Annotated in this window: 13 protein-coding genes and 1 riboswitch; of the genes, 7 read left to right on the plus strand and 6 right to left on the minus strand. The window is 74.8% G+C overall.

Going from position 1 to position 17,478, the window contains the following annotated elements:
* Positions 1 to 3 precede the first annotated feature (3 nt).
* Positions 4 to 2,460 (minus strand): S8 family serine peptidase, encoded by a 2,457-nt coding sequence (locus tag AB0M79_RS11685; protein WP_364211223.1) that lies wholly within the window; start codon positions 2,458 to 2,460, stop codon positions 4 to 6.
* A gap of 58 nt (positions 2,461 to 2,518) precedes the next feature.
* Here AB0M79_RS11685 and AB0M79_RS11690 point away from each other — a divergent pair, with 58 nt between their 5' ends.
* The 3 genes from AB0M79_RS11690 to AB0M79_RS11700 all read left to right on the plus strand — a co-directional run bounded on the left by AB0M79_RS11690 (position 2,519) and on the right by AB0M79_RS11700 (position 6,581).
* Positions 2,519 to 4,339 (plus strand): glycerol-3-phosphate dehydrogenase/oxidase, encoded by a 1,821-nt coding sequence (locus tag AB0M79_RS11690; RefSeq protein WP_364211924.1) that lies wholly within the window; start codon positions 2,519 to 2,521, stop codon positions 4,337 to 4,339.
* A gap of 161 nt (positions 4,340 to 4,500) precedes the next feature.
* Positions 4,501 to 5,832 (plus strand): MFS transporter, encoded by a 1,332-nt coding sequence (locus tag AB0M79_RS11695; RefSeq protein WP_364211226.1) that lies wholly within the window; start codon positions 4,501 to 4,503, stop codon positions 5,830 to 5,832.
* Positions 5,829 to 6,581: a MerR family transcriptional regulator gene (locus tag AB0M79_RS11700; RefSeq protein WP_364211229.1), complete on the plus strand. Its 753-nt coding sequence runs from the start codon at positions 5,829 to 5,831 to the stop codon at positions 6,579 to 6,581. The genes AB0M79_RS11695 and AB0M79_RS11700 overlap by 4 nt, the downstream gene beginning before the upstream one ends.
* Here the strand turns inward: AB0M79_RS11700 and AB0M79_RS11705 are convergent.
* Entirely contained in the window at positions 6,578 to 7,972 is a 1,395-nt protein-coding gene (locus tag AB0M79_RS11705; RefSeq protein WP_364211232.1) for an FAD-linked oxidase C-terminal domain-containing protein, read from the minus strand. The two genes, AB0M79_RS11700 and AB0M79_RS11705, sit on opposite strands and share 4 nt — an antisense overlap.
* Before the next feature lie 36 nt (positions 7,973 to 8,008).
* Here AB0M79_RS11705 and AB0M79_RS11710 point away from each other — a divergent pair, with 36 nt between their 5' ends.
* On the plus strand, positions 8,009 to 8,284 hold the full coding sequence (locus tag AB0M79_RS11710; protein WP_364211235.1) for a DUF4031 domain-containing protein: 276 nt from the start codon (positions 8,009 to 8,011) through the stop codon (positions 8,282 to 8,284).
* A 49-nt stretch (positions 8,285 to 8,333) separates the two neighbouring features.
* On the opposite strand, the gene AB0M79_RS11715 is transcribed toward AB0M79_RS11710, so the two are convergent.
* The gene (locus AB0M79_RS11715; protein ID WP_364211237.1) at positions 8,334 to 9,044 is read right to left on the minus strand and encodes a metal-dependent phosphohydrolase; all 711 of its coding nucleotides are present in this window, start codon (positions 9,042 to 9,044) and stop codon (positions 8,334 to 8,336) included.
* 29 nt (positions 9,045 to 9,073) lie between these two features.
* On the opposite strand from AB0M79_RS11715, the gene AB0M79_RS11720 reads away from it, so the two are divergent.
* Positions 9,074 to 10,237, plus strand: coding sequence for an FUSC family protein (locus AB0M79_RS11720; protein ID WP_364211240.1), 1,164 nt, complete (start codon positions 9,074 to 9,076; stop codon positions 10,235 to 10,237).
* Between the two features lie 3 nt (positions 10,238 to 10,240).
* Here AB0M79_RS11720 and AB0M79_RS11725 read toward each other — a convergent pair whose 3' ends face one another.
* Positions 10,241 to 11,530 carry an aminotransferase class V-fold PLP-dependent enzyme gene (locus tag AB0M79_RS11725; RefSeq protein ID WP_364211243.1) on the minus strand — a complete coding sequence of 430 codons (1,290 nt, stop codon included), beginning with the start codon at positions 11,528 to 11,530 and terminating at the stop codon, positions 10,241 to 10,243.
* A 47-nt stretch (positions 11,531 to 11,577) separates the two neighbouring features.
* A riboswitch (SAM riboswitch) is annotated at positions 11,578 to 11,728 on the minus strand.
* A gap of 67 nt (positions 11,729 to 11,795) precedes the next feature.
* On the opposite strand from AB0M79_RS11725, the gene AB0M79_RS11730 reads away from it, so the two are divergent.
* The gene (locus AB0M79_RS11730; protein WP_364211246.1) at positions 11,796 to 13,523 is read left to right on the plus strand and encodes a PrsW family intramembrane metalloprotease; all 1,728 of its coding nucleotides are present in this window, start codon (positions 11,796 to 11,798) and stop codon (positions 13,521 to 13,523) included.
* A gap of 10 nt (positions 13,524 to 13,533) precedes the next feature.
* Here AB0M79_RS11730 and AB0M79_RS11735 read toward each other — a convergent pair whose 3' ends face one another.
* On the minus strand, positions 13,534 to 13,872 hold the full coding sequence (locus AB0M79_RS11735; RefSeq protein ID WP_364211249.1) for a co-chaperone GroES: 339 nt from the start codon (positions 13,870 to 13,872) through the stop codon (positions 13,534 to 13,536).
* A gap of 125 nt (positions 13,873 to 13,997) precedes the next feature.
* On the opposite strand from AB0M79_RS11735, the gene AB0M79_RS11740 reads away from it, so the two are divergent.
* The gene (locus AB0M79_RS11740) at positions 13,998 to 15,293 is read left to right on the plus strand and encodes an AI-2E family transporter (protein ID WP_364211252.1); all 1,296 of its coding nucleotides are present in this window, start codon (positions 13,998 to 14,000) and stop codon (positions 15,291 to 15,293) included.
* A 23-nt stretch (positions 15,294 to 15,316) separates the two neighbouring features.
* Here AB0M79_RS11740 and AB0M79_RS11745 read toward each other — a convergent pair whose 3' ends face one another.
* Complete coding sequence (locus AB0M79_RS11745; protein ID WP_364211931.1) at positions 15,317 to 17,299, minus strand: ATP-dependent DNA helicase; 1,983 nt, start codon at positions 17,297 to 17,299, stop codon at positions 15,317 to 15,319.
* Between the last annotated feature and the right edge of the window lie 179 nt (positions 17,300 to 17,478).

Consider the following 17,478-nt stretch of genomic DNA (forward strand, 5'->3'; position numbering starts at 1 on the left):
AACCTACCGTGTCTGGCGGGCCCGCTCCACCGCGGCGTACGCGTCGACCAGACCGGCACCCTCGACGTTGGCGAGCTGCCCGCAGTCGCCCTCGCGCTGGCTCGCCGTCGGGGGCACGACCCCGGTGGCGGTGTCCAGCATGATCTGCCGGGTGGTGGCCAGGTCACCGATCAGGGCCGGGTTCGCCGACCACATCAGCGCCGCCACGCCGGCGACCTGCGGGGTGGCCATCGACGTGCCGGAGTTGCTGGTGTAGCCACCGCCCGGCATCGCCGACAGCACGTCGGCGCCCGGCGCCACCAGATCGGGTTTCGCCGAACCGTCCGGGGCGGGGCCACGGCTGGAGAACTCGGTCACCCTGCGGTTCTCGTTCACCGCGCCGACGGTCAGCACGTCGGCGTACGGCGCGGGCGGATCGTCGATCGAGCCGCAGAACGGGCCGGTGTTGCCGGCGGCGGCGACGAAGAGGATGCCGGCGGCGGCGAAGGCGGCCGTCGCCTCCGCCAGGGCCGCAGTGTCGCACCCCTCCAGGGCCGGGCAGCCCCAGGAGTTGGTGAGGATGTGCGGCGCGCGGTCCGGCCGGCCGTCGGTGAACGGGTCGCCGCCGGCCGGGAACGGCGCCAGCATGAACTGCAGGCAGTCGAGGTAGCGGGCCGGGTTGCCCAGGTTGCGGTCGAGGTTGACGCAGCCGACCCACTGGGCGCCGGGGGCGACGCCGATGTTGTCGCGCCCGACGGCCGAACCGGCGGTGTGGGTGCCGTGCCCGCCCCGGTCGGTCGGGGTGCGGGTGTCGTTCCAGGGGTCGTACCAGGAGTCGTCGCCGCCCCGGAAGCCCGCGGCCAGCGCCGGGTGGCTGCCGTCCACACCGGAGTCGGACGAGCCGACGACGATGCCGGCGCCGTCGGTGTCCAGCTGCGACCAGACCCGGTCGGCACCGATCATCGTCAGGTGCCACGGCGGGGCCTGCGGTGCGGGCTCGGTGCCCCGGCCGGGTGGCGGCGCCGCCGGCAGCGGCCGGATCTCCTGGCTGAGCAGCACCCGGTCGACGTCGGCACGGCGCGAAAGCCAGGCCCGCACCGCCGGCCCGCCGTCCACCTCGATCGCGTTGACCAGGTAGTACGGCCGGTGCCACAGGCGGAACCGGTCGAGTTCCCGGCGCAGGTCACCCTGCGACCGGGTGGCGGTGTCGACGAGCCGCCGGTGCACCTCGCGCACCTTCGCGTCCCGCCCGGCCTGGCCGGCCCCGCCGGTGATGCCGGTCAGGTCGGCCTGCTCCTTCATCACCACGAAGAGGCGCTCGCCGTGCAGGCCCGGTTGGCCGAGGCCGACGTGGACGGCCGCGCCGGCGAGCACGACCGCGGTGGCGGTGACCACGCCGACCCACCGGTGCGGGGTCGCGGCGCGGGTACGGCCGAACGCGACCGCGTACGCGATCCCGACGACGAGCGCGAGAGCGGCCGAGCTGCCGGCGGCCACCATGGTCCAGAAAGGCACGTCCCGGTCGATCAGGACCAGCGAGATCTCCTCGGGGTCGACCAGGGCCAGTGGTCCGAGGACGGCGACGGCGACCAGCCAGCCGACCGGCGGACGGGGGCCGGCGTCGTCCGCCGGTCCGTAGCCGGCGGTCCCGCGCTTCGGCGTCGCCGCGACGGGACGCAGCGCGGCGAGGGCGAACCCGGTCGCCGGCAGCAGGAACAGGGCGGCGAGCTGGCTGCCGCTGTGCCCGACGGCGGCCCCGACCAGCAGCAGCGTCACGCCGGCCACCAGCCCGCCCAGCAGGACCGGCCGTACGCCCCGGCCGGTCGGCCCGCCGTACGTGGACCAGAAGCCGGCGTCGAGGATCGCGGCGGCCAGCCAGCCGGTCGCGGCGGCGGCGGTGCCGGCGAGCAGCGTCTCGGTGAGCCCGCCGAGCGCCCCGACCCAGAGCCAGGGCAGCAGTACGGCGGCTCCGGCGGCGACCGCGAGCAGCACCGCCACCCCGGTCGGCCGTGATCGGCGTACCCGGCCCCGCGTGCTCCGGATCGCGACGGCGAGCAGGACCGCGCCGACGGTCAGCAGGGCCAGGTAGAGCTCGTTCTGCGCCTGCGGTACGGCCCGCAGCAGGCCGAGTACGGCCAGGACGATCGCGCCGCACAGCCAGGCCCGGCCGGCGGCCCGGACCGCCGCCGAGCGGGGTACGACCGCCAGCGGCGCCGCCACCGCGGAGATCAGTGCCGCGTCGACCAGGCTGGTCAGCGGCCACACCCAGACCGGTGCGGTCAGGCCGGCGACGATCGCCACCTGGTCGACCAGCCACCCGCCCACCTGCGCGACGGTGGTGATGCCGACCGCCCACAACCCCACCGCGACCGCCGCGACGACCGCCCCGATCCCCGGGCCGGGCGGCGGGGGCGGTGGCGGGTACCCGGGCACCCATCCGGTCGACGGCGGTTCTCCAGAAGGCGGCGGACCCGGCTGCATGCCCAGACAGTACGTTGTCGCTGCCTGCGGTTAACGTGGACACGTGCGTGACCCAGCCGTGTCCCGATACGCCGCCGGCCAACTGTCCGCGTCCCGCCGGGCGGCCGACCTGCGCCGCCTGCGCGGCGAACGGTTCGACGTGCTCGTCATCGGGGGTGGTGTCACCGGTGTCGGTGCCGCTCTCGACGCCGCGTCGCGCGGGCTCAAGGTGGCGCTGGTCGAAGCGCGTGACTACGCCGCCGGCACCTCCAGCCGGTCCAGCAAGCTGATCCACGGCGGCCTGCGCTATCTCGAACAGTTGGAGTTCGGGCTCGTGCACGAGGCCCTGACCGAGCGCGGGCTGCTCGCCACCCGGCTCGCCCCGCACCTCGTCCGGCCGGTGCCGATCCTCGTGCCGCTGCCGTCCGGCGCCGGCCCGCGCGCCCTGCCCGGCCGGGCCTTCCGGCGCGCCTACTACGGCCTCGGCGTGGCGGCGTACGACGCCTTCGCCGGGGCTTTCGGCGGCGGTCGCGGCATGCCGCTGCACCGCCACCTGTCCCGCGAGGGCGCCCGCCGGATCTTCCCGAGCCTGCGCGCCGACGCGATCGGTGGCGCGATCCGCTACTACGACGGCCAGATGGACGACGCCCGCCTGGTGGTCAACCTGGCCCGCACCGCGGCCAGCCTGGGCGCCGCCGTGGTGACCAGCGCGCGGGCGGTCGCCCTGGTGCGGCAGGCCCGTGAGGTCACCGGGGTCCGGGTCCGTGACATGGAGGCGCCCGCCGGGTCGCCCGACGCCGAGTTCGAGGTACGGGCCCGCACCGTCGTCGCCGCCACCGGGGTCTGGACCGACGACATGTCCCGGATGCTCGGCGACGTGGGCCTGCGGCCCGGCTTCCGGGTACGCGCCTCGAAGGGCGTGCACCTCGTCGTGCCCCGCTCGGCGATCACCGGCGACGCCGGTCTGATCCTGCGTACCGCGACCTCGGTGCTCTTCGTCCTGCCCTGGGGCGGTCACTGGATCATCGGTACGACCGACACCGACTGGCAGCTCGACCGGGCCCATCCGGCGGCGTCGGCCAGCGACATCGACTATCTGCTCGACCAGGTCAACACGGTGCTGGACCGGCCGCTGACGACCGCCGACATCGAGGGCGTCTACGCCGGACTGCGCCCGCTGCTGTCCGGCGAGGCCGAGTCGACGTCGAAGCTGTCCCGCGAGCACGCGGTCATCGAGCCGATGCTCGGCCTGCTACTGGTCGCCGGCGGCAAATACACCACCTACCGGGTGATGGCGCAGGACGTGGTCGACCGGGCTGCCCGCCGGCTCGGCGGCGCCCGCCCGTCACGCACCGCCGATCTGCCGCTGCTCGGCGCCGACGGCTACGCCGCCATGTGGCGCGACCGCGCCGACCTCGCCCGCCGGCACGGGATGCCGGGCGGTGTCGTCGAGCACCTGCTGGAGCGCTACGGCACCCTGACCACGCACCTGCTCGCCCTGATCCAGGCCGATCCGCTGCTGGCGACACCGCTGGCCGGGGCACCCGAATACCTGGCGGCCGAGGTGGCCTACGCCGCGCACGCCGAGGGCGCGCTGCACCTGGACGACGTGCTGACCAGGCGCACCCGGATCTCGTTCGAGACCCCGCACCGGGGCAGCGAGTCGGCCGAGCAGGCCGCCGAGATCATGGGCAAGGTGCTGGGCTGGGACGCGACCGTACGGGCCCGCGAGGTCGAGCACTACCTGGCCCGGGTCGAGGCGGAGCGGCAGTCGCAGCGGATGCCCGACGACGCGACCGCCGACGCGGCGCGGATGGGGGCACCCGACGTACGCGGCTTCGCCGCCGACCGGGGCATCGACCTGACCCCGCCTCCGGAGGCCCGCCTCCTGCCCGGCTGACCGCCGGCCGAGGCGCACCGGCTGACCGCCGGCCGAGGCGCACCGGCTGCCCGTCGGGCGAGGCACCGGCTGGCCGCCGGCCGAGGCGCGTCGGCTCGGCCGCGTCGAGGCCGGAAAAGCGAGCTTGACCCCGCCGTAGCGTCATGGTTTTTGCTCGGACCATGAAGCGGATACCCGTCACCTTCCTGGCCAGCGACTTCCTGTCGCTGTTCGGCAACGCGATCGCGGGCGTGGCCCTGCCGCTGATCGTGTTGCAGACGACCGGCAGCGTCCTGGGGGCCGGGATCGTCGCGGCGGCCACCGCGATCCCGGCGATGCTCGGCGGCCTGCTGACCGGTGTGGTGATCGACCGGATCAACCGGCGTACGGCCTCGATCGCCACCGACCTGATCTCGGCCGGTGCGGTGGCCGCGCTGCCGGTCGTCGACCTGCTGGTCGGCCTCGAACTCGGCTGGTTCATCCTGTTCGGGATCCTCGGGTCGTTCGGGGACGTACCCGGGATGACCGCGCGGGAGGCGCTGCTGCCGGCGGTCGTGCGGCACGGCGGGATCGCCGCGGAGCGGCTGATCGGCGTACGGGAGAGCCTGGGTGCCCTGGCGATCCTGGTCGGACCGGCGGCGGCCGGCGGCCTCATGGTCCTCTTCGACGGCTCGACGGTGCTGTGGATCACGGCGGCGACGTCCCTCGGGGCGGCGCTGGTGACCCTGACCCTGCCGCGCCGGGTCGGCGAACTCGAAGCCGCCCCGGTCCCGGCCCCAGCCGCCGCCGGGAGCGCGGCCGTCGGCGCCGGGAGCACGGCCGTCGGCGTCGGGAGCGCGGCCACGGCGGAGCCGGGTGGTGGCGACGTGGGGGTGGGGCTGCGACCCGAGCCGGTCACCGGCTGGGCGCAGTTGCGGGAGGGCTGGCGGCTGCTCTTCCGGGGCAGCCCGTTCCTGCTGGCGGTGACCCTGCTCAACCTGGTGCTGGCGACCGTGCTGTCCGCCCTGCAGGGCCTCGTGCTGCCGGTGCACTTCACGCTCCTCGACCAGCCGGGCCGGCTCGGCCTGGTGCTCAGCTCGATCGCACTCGGCACCCTGGTCGGCGGTGCCGCCTACGCGGTCGCCGGCAGCCGGGGACCGCGCCGGGCGTGGCTGGTGGCCGGTTTCGCCGCGAGCGTGGTCGGGGTCGCGGTCATCGGCGCGCTGCCGGCCGCCGGCCTCGTGTTCGCCGGCGCCTTCGTGGTCGGCGGATCGATGGGAATGCTCAGCGGACTCCTCGGCGTGCTCATGCTGGAACGGATCCCGGACCGGATGCGGGGCCGGATCCTCGGGACCCAGAACGCGATCCTGACCGGCGCGGCCCCGCTCGGCATCGTGCTGGCGGCCGTGGTCGTCGAGTACGCCGGACTCGGCACCGCCGCGGTCGCCCTCGCGGCCGTGTGGGCGGTCGCGGCCGTGGCCGCCGTGAGCAGCCGGGCGCTGCGTAACCTGGACGGGGTGCGGGAGAGCGTGTGAACAGCGGCGAGGTGGCCCGGCTGGCCGGCGTGTCCGTACGCACGCTGCGCCACTACCACCAGATCGGGGTCCTGCCCGAACCGCCCCGGGCGGCGAACGGCTACCGGCGGTACCGGGCCGGCGACCTCGTCCGGCTGCTGCGGATCAAGCGCCTCGCGGCGCTGGGCATCCCGCTCGAGCGCATGCCGCAGCTGCTCGACGGCACCGGCCAGGATCCGCCGGAGCTGCTGGACCAGCTCGACCGCGAGCTTGCCGCGCAGATCGAGCGGCTGACCCGGCAGCGGGAGGTCATCGCGCGGATCCGGGCGGAGGGCAGCGCCCCGGACATCCCACCCGAACTCGGCCGGTTCTTCGCCGTGTTCGGCGCCGCCGCCACCGACATCTCACCCGAGCTGACCGCGGCCGACCGCGACCAGTCCATCCTGCTCGCCCACCTGGTCGGCGACCAGGCCATGCCGCAACTCGGCGAGTTCTACGACCTGATGGCCTCCGAGGAGTACGCGCCGCGGGTCGTCGAGTTCGCCCGCCGGTTCGGCGACCTCGGCCCGGAGACCGGGGCGGACGAGCTCGACGCGCTGGTCGAGCAGTTCGTCGAGCTCTTCGGGCCGGCGGTGACCGCGGTGGGCGGTTCGGACGTGCTGCCGACGATCGACGAGAAGCGGGTGAAGCTCCTCGACGACCTGCGCGACGACCAGCTCAACGACGGCCAGCGGACCTTCCTCGCCCGGGTGCAGGCGCGTTTCGCCTAGAGGACCTTGCCCGGATTCAGCAGTCCGGCCGGGTCCAGCGCCGCCTTGATCGCCTGGTGGACGCGTACGCCCACCGGCCCGATCTCCTTCGCCAGCCACTCCCGCTTCAGCAGGCCCACGCCGTGCTCGCCGGTGCAGGTGCCGCCCAGCCCCAACCCCAGCTCCATGATCGCGTCGAAGGCGAGCCGGCCGCGTTCGAGGCTCGCCGGGTCGGCCCGGTCGACCACGATGTTCGGGTGCATGTTGCCGTCGCCGGCGTGCCCGACGACGCCGATCGGCACCTGGTACTCGGCGGCGACCTTCTCCACCCCGTCGAGCAGTGACGCCAGCGAGCCGCGGGGCACCGCCACGTCGTCGATGATCAGGCCGCCCCGGCCGCCTGGATAGGTGTCGGCGGCGAACTTCTCCATCGCCGCGTGCGCCAGCCGCCGGGCCTGCAACAGCGCCGCCGCCTCGGTCGCGTCGGTCGCCTGGTAGACCTCGCTCGCCCCGGCCGCCTCGCACACGGCCGCGATCCGGGCCAGGTCGGCGCCGGCCCGCTCGCCGGTGTCGGCCGCCGCGAGGAGCAGGGCCTTCGCCTCGGTCGGCAACCCCATCGACCGGTACGCCTCGATGGCGCCGAGGTGGGTCTGGTCGAGCAGTTCCAGCAGGCTCGGGGTGAGCCCTTCGGACGCGATGGCCGCCACGGCCGCGCCGGCGGCGGCCGTCGACGGGAACACGCCCACCAGGGTCAGCGACTGCCCGGCGGCCGGGCGCAGCGCCACGGTGACCTCGGTGATCACCCCGAGGGTGCCCTCGGAGCCGACGAAGAGCTTGGTCAGGTCGTATCCGGCGACCCCCTTCGCGGTGCGCCGACCGGTGCGCAGCACCTCGCCGGAGGCGAGCACCACCTCCAGACCGATGACGTACTCGCTGGTCACGCCGTACTTGACGCAGCACATGCCGCCCGCGTTGGTGGCGACGTTGCCGCCGATCGTCGACGACTCCCACGACCCCGGGTCCGGCGGGTAGCGCAGCCCCTGCTCGGCGACCGCCCCGGCCAGCGCCGAGTTGACCACCCCGGGCTGCACCACGGCGATCCGGGCCACCGGGTCGATCTCCCGGATCTCGGTCATCGCGGTGGTGCTGAGCACCACACAGCCGTCGACGGCGTTCGCGGCGCCGGCCAGCCCGGTCCGCGCGCCCTGCGGTACGACCGGCACCCCGTGCGTGGCGGCGACCCGTACGACGGCGGCGACCTCGGCGGTGGTGCGGGGCCGTACGACGACCGCCGGGAGGCCGTACGCGCACAGGTCCGCCTCGTCGCGCTGGTAGCTCACGAGCAGATCGGGGTCGGTCACCACCGCCCGGTCGGGGAGCACGGCGCGCAGGTCACTCAGCAGGTCGGTCATGACTGGCCAGGGTATCGGCCGGTTACCTTGGTGACCATGGTCTACGTGGACCCGCCTGCCTGGCCCGCCGACGGGCGGCTGTGGTCGCATCTGGTCAGCGACGTGTCGTACGCCGAACTGCACGCCTTCGCGGCGGGCATCGGCCTGCCCCGGCGGGCGTTCGACCGCGATCACTACGACGTGCCGGAGGAACGGTTCGCCACGGTGGTGGGGCACGGCGCCCGGGTGGTGTCGAGCCGGGAGATCGTCATCGTGCTGCGCCGTTCGGGGCTCCGGCTGCCCAAGCACCTGGCCGGGGGCCGCCGCCCGTAGCCGATCCGGCCGCTGCCGCTCGGTCGGCCGTCGCTCGGCCCGCCGTCGCTCAGCCCGTCGCGGCCAGGGCGGCGAGTTCGCGGCCGAGGTTGGTCCGGGCCGGCGCCTCCCAGTCCCGCGCGAGGACCGGCAGCCGGTAGAGGGCCGGCAGGTCCAGCAGGTGCCGCAGAACGGCGCCCCGGCCGGCCCGGAAGAGTTCGTCGGGCACGTGGGCGTACTCGCGGCGGACGGCGGCGGCGTAGCGGTCGTAGTCGGCGGCCGGCCCGGCGAGTACGGCCAGGTCGGCGTCGCAGAGCAGGGCCCCGTCCCGGTCGTGCGGGGTGGCGCCGTGCCCGGCGGTGAGCAGGACCAGCCGGGCCACCTCGGCGACCGCGTCCGGTGGCACGCCGAGCCCGGTCAGGGTCGCCGTGGCGAGCGCCGCGCTGGCCCGCTCGTTGGCGTCGCCGGCCGCGCGCGGGTCGTAGACGGCGTCGTGGAACCAGACGGCGAGGCGTACGAGGTCGGGCCGGTCGGCGTGGTCGGCCTGCCCGTCGACCACCCCGAGCACGGCGGCGAGATGGTCGACGGTGTGGTAGTGCCGCTGCGGCTCACCCCACCGGTCGAGCAGGTCGCGGCCGGCGGCGGCGATCGCGGCCGTACCGGTCGCGCCGGCCGCCGTGGCAGCGGCCGACCAGCGGGCGCTCAGTTCGGTCACCGGACCAGTCTGCCGCAGCCGGGCCGGCGCGGTCATGGCCGGATCCGGGGCGGCCGGTCCAGCCATGAACCGGAATCTGCCGGGTATGCCGGCGCATGGCCGCGGACCGGGACAGCACCGAGAGTTCGCCGGCCACCGGCATGGCGCAGCGGTGGCGCGAACGGCGCAGGCGGTTCGACACCACCTTCCGGGAACGGACCATCAAGGTACGCGCCAACGCCGGGCTGGCGATCCAGGCCGGTGTCGCCGGCGGCCTCGCCTGGTTCGTGGCCGCCGGGATCGTCGGCAACCCGGCGCCGTTCTTCGCGCCGATCGCGGCGGTGGTGACCCTGGCCTCGTCCGTCGGGCAGCGCCTCCGGCGGACCATCGAGCTGATCATCGGAGTGGCGCTGGGCATCGCGGTCGGCGACGCCATCATCCTGGTGATCGGCACCGGGGCGTGGCAGATCGCCGTGGTGGTGACGCTGGCGATCATCGCGTCGATCTACGTCGGCGGCGGCCCGTCGCTGTTCAACCAGGCCGCGGCTTCGGCCGTGCTGGTCGCCACCCTGAGTCCGCCGGAGGGCGGGATCTACTTCACCCGGTTCTTCGACGCGCTCATCGGCGGCGTGGTCGCCCTGATCGTCATGACGCTGTTGATTCCGCTCAACCCGCTGCGGGTGGTCGACCGGGCGGTCGACCCGGCGCTGGAAACCATGGCCGACGCGCTCAGCGACACCGGCGGCGCCCTGGCCCGCCGGGACGCGGCCCTCGCCGACGCCGCGCTGGAGCGGCTGCGCAAGGCGGAGGGCGAGGTACGGACGCTGGAGAGCGCCATCGAGGCCGGCCGGGAGACGGCCGCCCTGGCGCCGCTGCGCTGGCACAAGCGGGGCGTGCTCACCAGGTACGTGGACAGCTCCAAGTACATCAGCCGCGCGCTGCGGGACAGCCGGGCACTGGTCCGCCGGGCGGTGACCCAGATCCAGGACGGCGAGCCGGTCCCACCACCCCTGCCCGACGCGGTGTGCGACCTCGGCGAGGCGGCCCGGCTGCTCTACAACGAGTTGGGGGCCGGGGTGGAGCCGCAGGAGGCCCGGGACCGCGCGCTGCGCGCGGTGAGCGGCGCCGCCGGGGCGTACTCGGCGGGGGTCGGCCTGTCCGGCAGCACCGTCGTGGCCCAGGTCCGGTCGATCGCCAGCGACCTGATCGCCGCGACCGGGGTGGACATGGCCGAGGCCAACCGGATGGTCCGGCGGGCCGTCGGCCACACCACCGGTTGACCCCTACCGCCCGGCGAGCGCGGTCAGGAGGCGGTCGACGTGCTCGACCGTGCTGCCCAGCCCGATGCTCGCCCGCAGCGCCGTCGCCGGCGGGTTCCGCCAGCCGCGCCGGGCGGCGGCCTCCGCGATCAGCCGCCGGGTCAGCGGGTGCGCGCAGAACAGGCCGTCCCGTACGCCGATCCCGTGTGCCGTCGCCAGCTCCGCCGCGACCGTCGCCGACTCCCGGCCGGCGACCACGAACGACACGATCCCGACCCGGGGCTCGGTCGCGTCGAAGAGCCGCAGCTCCTCGACGCCGGGGAGCGCGGCGAGGCCGGCCCGCAGCCGGGCCAGCAGCGCCTGTTCGTCGTCGTGCAGCGCGGCGCGGTCGGCCGCGCCGAGCGCGGCGCAGACCGCCCCGAGCGCGACCGCGCCGAGCAGGTTCGGGGTGCCCGCCTCGTGCCGGGCCGGGCCGGTCGCCCAGCGCACCTGGTGCGTCGCCGGGCCGACGTAGGCACTGGCCCCGCCGCCGGACAGGTACGGCGGGGCGGCGTCCAGCCAGTCGCCCCGCCCGACCAGCACACCGGTGCCGAACGGCGCGTAGAGCTTGTGGCCGGAGACGGCGACGTAGTCGACGCCGAGCGCGGCGATGTCGACCGGGGCGTGCGGGGCGAGCTGGGCCGCGTCGAGCGCGATGCGGGCGCCGTGCCGGTGCGCGACCCGGGCCAGTGCGGCGACCGGCCACCGTTCCCCGGTGACGTTGCCGGCCCCGGTCACCGCCACCAGCACCGGCTGGCCCGGATCGGTGCCCCGGCGCAGCTCGCGCAGAGCGGCGTCGAGCGCCCGTACGGCCGCGCCGGGCGACGCCGGCACCGGCAGCCGTACCGCTGCGGACGGCCAGGGCAGCAGGTTGGCGTGGTGCTCGCTGGCGAAGGTGACGACGGTGCTCGCCGCCGGCAGCGCGTGGGCGAGCAGGTTGAGCGCGTCGGTGGTGTTGCGGGTGAAGATCACATGGTCGTCGGCGCGGGCGCCGAGGAAATCGGCGACCTCCTCGCGGGCCCGCTCGTAGGCGAGCGTGCAGCGTCGCGACAGCTGGCCGGCGCCGCGGTGCACACTCGCGTACCACGGCAGCAGTTCGGTCACCGCGTCGGCGGCGACCGACGCGCAGGGTGCGGTGGCCGCGTAGTCGAGGTTGATCTGACCGGGCACGCCGAGCACGTCGAGCGGCCGCGTGGCCGGACGTCCCGGGCCGGCCCACGGCAGCGGCTCGGCGGCCCACGGCAGGGTCGTCACGGGGGTGAGGGTCGTGTTCATCGGCCAGCCTCCGGCGATCGGGGACCCCGGGTGTGGCGGAAGGGTGGGGCCCGCGCTTGCCCGGCACCTGGTGGCGACGGGCCCGGTCTTCACCCAGGGCACCCCACCGCGAACCTCGACGAGGGTTGCCGGCCAGCAAGCTGGGGCTTCGGCCCGCACCGCAGCGGGGCGGACCGTTGGTCGCTGGCACTCGTGACCTGCACCGGAGCATAACCGCAACACGGGTGACCCGGCGAGTGGTCTTCAACTCGATACGCTGGCGGGCATGGCCGAACTTCCGCCCGGCGGGCAACCACCCGCGTCGCCCGTACCCCCCGGCCCGGTTCCGGGGGACGGGCAGCCCGCCGCGCCACCGGTGGACCGGGAGCCGCCCGGACCCGTCGCCCCGCCGCCGCCGTCGTCGGCACCGCCGGGCGTCGGCCCGTCTCCGGCGGCGGCCGTCGTGCCGGGTGTGCCCGGGGTGGCCGTCGAGCCGGGGATGGCCGCCGTGCCGGGCGTACCGGCGGCGGCAGGCGTGCCCGGGGCGGGCTGGCCGTCGGGTCCGGTGCCGGACCCGGCCGGCAAGGCGCGCCGCTGGCGGGTCGGCTGGCGGCGTGGTCTGATCATGGCGGCGACCATCCTGGTGATCGCCGGCAGCGCGATCGCGATGCTGTTGACGCTCGGGCAGAACCTGGGCGTCGAGGCGCTGGTCATCGGTCTGGTGGCGGCGATCCTGCCGGTACCGGTCCTGGTGGTGTGCTTCCTGTGGCTCGACCGCTACGAGCCCGAGCCGATGAAATACCTGGTCTTCTGCTTCGCCTGGGGCGCGGCGGTGTCGACGTACGCGTCGTTGAACGTGAACACCTGGGCGGCCGGGGTGTTCGAGCGCAACGACCTGCCCGACTCACTGACCGCGGTGCTGGTCGCCCCGTTCATCGAAGAACTGACCAAGACGCTCGGCCCGATCCTGCTGCTGATCGTGCGGCGCCGGGAGTTTTCCGGCATCACCGACGGTATCGTCTACTGTGGAATGTCGGCGATCGGCTTCGCCATGGTGGAGAACATCCTCTACCTGGGCGGCCACGGCTACGCCAGCGGCGCCGAGCAGTACGGCCGTGCCACCGGCGCGCAGATGCTCTTCGCCATTTTCATCGTCCGGGTGCTGCTCACCGCGTTCGCCCACCCGCTGTTCACCGCGATGGCCGGCATCGGCCTCGGTATCGCCGCCCGCTCCAGCGACCGGCGGATCCGGGTGCTGGCCCCGTTCGCCGGCCTGCTGCTGGCGATGATGCTGCACGGCGCCTGGAACCTGATGCCGTCGCTCGCCGTCGCCACCGGGCAGAACCTGATCCTGCTCTACGGCTACATCGGCCTGATGGTGCCGATCTTCTTCGGCATGGTCGGGCTGGCCGTGTGGCTGCGCGGCTGGGAGGGCCGGCTGACCGAACGCACCCTGCCGCACTACGTACGGGCCGGCTGGCTCTCACCGCCCGAGGTCGCGTCGCTGGGCAGCCTGGGACGCCGGCACTCGGCCCGCCGGTGGGCCCGGCGGGTGGCCGGCGAGGCCGGACTCAAGGCGATGCGCGGCTACCAGTTCTCCGCGACCCAGTTGGCCCTCCTGCGCGACGGCATGCTGCGCGGCCTCGACGCCAAGCCCGCCGACCGGGCCGGCGCCGTACGGGAGGAGGCCGAACTGCTGGCGGCGATCGTCCGCTACCGGCAGGTCTTCACCGGACGCGACCCGCAGGCGCCCGACGCGCGCTGGGACGGCGAGCGCTACCACATCGCGTTCCCGGACGGGGTGCGACGCGTGGTCGACGCCCCCGACCAGCCGGTCGTGCCGATCCCGGTGGTGTTCACGCCGCCACCCCCGCCGCCCGTCCCGGTCCACCCCGGCGCGTACGGCCCACCGGGCGCGTACGGCCCACCGGGTGCGTACGGCCCGCCCGGCGGGTTCGGCCCACCCGGCGGCTACGGCCCACCGGGCGGCTACCCGCCGCCGGGCTGGCGCTGACCGTCCCCGCTCAGAGGTAGAGGCCGGTGGAGTCGGTGTCGACCCGTTCGGCCGCGACCGCGTGCAGGTCGCGCTCGCGCAGCAGGATGTAGGCCCGGCCGTGCAGTTCGACCTCGGCGCGGTCCTCGGGGTCGAAGAGCACCCGGTCGCCGGTGACGATGGACCGCACGTGCGGGCCGACGCCGACCGCCTTGGCCCAGGACAGTCGCTTGCCCATGGAGGCGGTCGCCGGGATGACGATGCCGGCGGTGGACCGTCGCTCGCCGTCACTGCCCTCGAGTTGCACCAACACGCGGTCGTGCAGGAGGCGGATCGGCAGGCCGGGGTCGTAGTTGGATTCGGCGCTCACGACGGAACCGTACCCCGCCTCGCAACCGGACCCGGCGGCGGTTGAGACACCCCGGCCGGGGGCAACATACGCCGGACTCGGGACCCCGGTGAGCGCTGCTCAGTGCGAACACCCGCTAACGTGGGGTGGCCGAGCGTGAGGAGGTGCTCTTGAACCGCTTCGAGCAGGTACGGGCGAAGATCCGTCGGGCCTACGAAAAGGGCGAGGCATCGGTGCGCGCGAGGAGCCGCTCCCGGCCCGAACCCGAGCCGGCGCCGGCTCCGGTCGAGCCGCCGCCGAACGGGGGATTCGAGCCGCCGCCACCGGAGGTCCACCAGTCCACATCGAGCCGTGACGACGCCGACGTACCGCACGGCCTGCGGATCGCCGCCGCCTGGTCGTGGCGGCTGATCGTCATCGGCGCGATCGGCTGGGCGATGCTGAAGGTGATCGGCACCGTACGGATCGTCATCATCCCGCTGCTCATCGCGCTGCTGCTGTCGGCGCTGCTCGCCCCGGCCGTCGGCTGGCTGCTGCGGGCCCGGTTTCCCCGCTCGCTGGCCACCGGCCTGGTGCTGGTCACCGGGCTGGCCGCGGTGGTCGGCACACTGACCATGGTGGTCAACGAGTTCGTGGCCGGTGTGCCGGAGTTGAGCCGTAACGCGACCAAGGGCGTGCAGCAGATCCAGGACTGGCTGAAGACCGGCCCGTTGCACATGTCGGACAACCAGTTCAGCCGCTACATCGAGCAGGGGCAGCGCTGGATCGACGAGAACACCCAGGCCCTCACCAGCGGCGCCCTGTCCACCGCGACCACCCTCTTCGAGGTGCTCACCGGCGCGGTGCTGGTGCTCTTCGCGACCTTCTTCTTCCTGCGCGACGGCCGCCGGATCTGGCGGTTCCTGGTCCGGCTACTGCCGGTCGCCGCCCGGTGGCGGGTCGACGACGCGGGGCAGGCGTCCTGGTCGACGCTCGTGTCCTACGTCCGGGCGACCGTGCTGGTGGCCTTCATCGACGCCGTCGGCATCGGCATCTTCCTGGTCATCTTCGACGTGCCGTTCGCCCTTCCGCTGGCCGCGCTGGTCTTCCTCGGCGCGTTCATCCCGATCGTCGGCGCCACCCTGTCCGGCGCGGTCGCCGTGCTGGTGGCACTGGTCGACAGTGGCTGGGTCACCGCGCTGATCATCCTGGGCGCCGTGATCGGCGTGCAGCAGGTCGAGGGGCACATCCTCCAGCCGCTGATCATGGGACGGGCGGTGGCCATCCACCCACTCGCGGTGATCATCGCCATCGCGGCGGGAAGTGTGCTCGCCGGCATCGTCGGCATGCTGGTGGCCGTGCCGCTGATCGCGGTGCTCAACACCGCCGTACGCCGGCTGGCCGGCCGGCGTACGCCGGAGGTGCCGCCCGACGCGGTCGTGGTGGCGTCGAAGACACCCTGACCCGCCGACCGGCACCGGCCCGGTCAGGTGCGGGAGAGTCGTTCCAGCGCCCCCTGCGCGATGTCGGGACGGGTCGTGTACCAGAACGGTGGCAGCGAGCGACGCAGGAACGCCCCGTAGCCCCGGGCGGTCTCCAGCCTGGAGTCCAGCACGGCCACGACGCCCTTGTCGCCCGTCGACCTGATCAGCCGGCCGACGCCCTGCGCGAGCCGGATCGCGGCGATCGGCACGCTCACCGAGGCGAAGCCGGAGCCGCCGGTCGCGTCGACCGCCGCCGCCCGGGCCGCCGCCAGCGGCTCGTCCGGGCGCGGGAAGGGCAGCCGGTCGATCACCACGAGCTGGCAGGCGTCGCCCGGCACGTCCACGCCCTGCCACAGCGACATCACGCCGAACAGGCAGCTCGCCCGGTCCTCGCGGAACCGGCGGACCAGCAGCGGCAGCGCCTCCTCGCCCTGGAGCAGCACCGGCAGGTCGGTGCGGGCCCGCAGCAACTCCGCCGCCTGGGTGGCGGCCCGCCGCGACGAGAAGAGCCCGAGGGTACGGCCACCGAGCGCGCCGACCAGCCGGAGCAGTTCCTCGCCGGCCGCCTCGGGCAGGCCGGAGGCGGCCGGCCGGGGCAGGTGCGCGGCGACGTAGAGGATGCCCTGGCGGGGGTAGTCGAAGGGGGAGTCGACGTCGAGCGACCGCCACGGCGGGGAGTCCGTGTCCTTCTCGGCGTCGCCCGGCCGGCCCTCACCGGCCCTGGCCGGGGCGGGTTTGCCGTTACCCGGCCCGGCACCGTCGGGCTGGTCGACGGCGGCGCCCGGAGCCAGCCCGAGCGCCCGGGCGATGGTGTCGAACCGGCCGCCGAGGGTGAGGGTGGCCGAGGTCGCCACGACCGTGCGTTCGTCGTAGAGGTTGACGGCCAGGGTGCCGGCGACCGACAGCGGTGCGACGACCAGCGCCCGCCGGCCGCTCTGGGCACCCTCGGGCTTCTCCACCCAGGCCACGTCGTGGTCGGCCTCCTCCAGCAGGCGCTGGGTGGTCTTGGACAGTTCGTCGAGCACCGACTTCGACTGCTGCTTGCGTACGGGGTCCGGGTCGTCGGACTTGACGTCGCCGATCCGGTCCAGCGCGGACCGGGTCGCCGAGTCGAGCAGGGTGCACGCCTCCCGCAGCGGCGGCGGCAGCCCGGCGGTGAGCCGGCCGGCCGGCACCTCGGCGAGCCCGACGGCGAGCGCGTCGCCCGCCTCGACCAGCGTCTCGGCGATCTCCGGGGTCAGCAGCGGGCGGGACTGCCGGGCGGCCCGCTCGACCGCCTCGGCGGTCAGCTCGGCCTGGGCCGCGGACGAGACCCGGTCGGCCAGTTCGTGTGCCTCGTCGATGATCAGGAGCTTGTGCGGTGGCACGATGTGCCGGCCGGCGAGCATGTCGACGGCGAGCAGGCTGTGGTTGGTCACCACGATGTCGGCCTCCCGCGCCCGGACCCGGGACGCCTCGGCGAAGCACTCGTCGCCGTACGGGCAGCGGGTCGCGCCGACGCACTCCCGGGCCGGCATCGAGACCTGCCGCCAGGCGGTGTCGTCGACTCCGGGGTCCAGCTCGTCGCGGTCACCGGTCTCGCTGGTCAGCGCCCAGTCGCGGACCCGTTGGATCTGCTTGCCGAGCCGGCCGGCCTCGCCGAGCCAGCCGGTGCTGTTGCCGCCGGACCCCGGCGAGTCGAAGAGGGTGTCCGGCTCGTCCTCTGTGGAGTGGTCGAGTTTGGCCATGCACACGTAGTGGTGGCGGCCCTTCAGCACGGCGTACGTCGGCCGGCGGCCGAGCACCGGCTCGACGGCGTCGGCGAGCCGGGGCAGGTCGTGCTCGACGAGTTGGGACTGGAGGGCGAGGGTGGCCGTGGAGACCACGACCGGCCCGTCCACGGTGAGCGCCGGGGCGAGGTAGGCCAGCGACTTCCCGGTGCCGGTGCCGGCCTGCACGAGCAGGTGCTCGCGGGACCCGATCGCATCGTCGATCGCCGCCGCCATCTGCTGCTGGCCGGGGCGGGCCGCGCCGCCGGGCACCGCACCGACGGCGGCCGTGAGCAGGTCGTCGGTGCTCACCCTTCCGCGTCGACGTCGGGTGCCGGGAGTGCCGGTGGCGGCGGTTCTGGCTGCGGAGGTGGGCGCGGCGGTCACCGTGCGACCGTACCGGTAGCGGCCGACAC

The organism is Polymorphospora sp. NPDC051019 (assembly GCF_040683055.1).
Classification (GTDB): Bacteria; Actinomycetota; Actinomycetes; order Mycobacteriales; family Micromonosporaceae; genus Polymorphospora; species Polymorphospora lycopeni.

Coding starts and splice junctions, on each gene's coding strand:
- AB0M79_RS11685 (WP_364211223.1), bottom strand. CDS start 2,460: ATGCAGCCGGGTCCGCCGCCTTCTGGAGAACCGCCGTCGACCGGATGG.
- AB0M79_RS11695 (WP_364211226.1), top strand. CDS start 4,501: ATGAAGCGGATACCCGTCACCTTCCTGGCCAGCGACTTCCTGTCGCTG.
- AB0M79_RS11705 (WP_364211232.1), bottom strand. CDS start 7,972: ATGACCGACCTGCTGAGTGACCTGCGCGCCGTGCTCCCCGACCGGGCG.
- AB0M79_RS11710 (WP_364211235.1), top strand. CDS start 8,009: ATGGTCTACGTGGACCCGCCTGCCTGGCCCGCCGACGGGCGGCTGTGG.
- AB0M79_RS11715 (WP_364211237.1), bottom strand. CDS start 9,044: ATGGCTGGACCGGCCGCCCCGGATCCGGCCATGACCGCGCCGGCCCGG.
- AB0M79_RS11720 (WP_364211240.1), top strand. CDS start 9,074: ATGGCCGCGGACCGGGACAGCACCGAGAGTTCGCCGGCCACCGGCATG.
- AB0M79_RS11725 (WP_364211243.1), bottom strand. CDS start 11,530: ATGAACACGACCCTCACCCCCGTGACGACCCTGCCGTGGGCCGCCGAG.
- AB0M79_RS11730 (WP_364211246.1), top strand. CDS start 11,796: ATGGCCGAACTTCCGCCCGGCGGGCAACCACCCGCGTCGCCCGTACCC.
- AB0M79_RS11745 (WP_364211931.1), bottom strand. CDS start 17,299: ATGGCGGCGGCGATCGACGATGCGATCGGGTCCCGCGAGCACCTGCTC.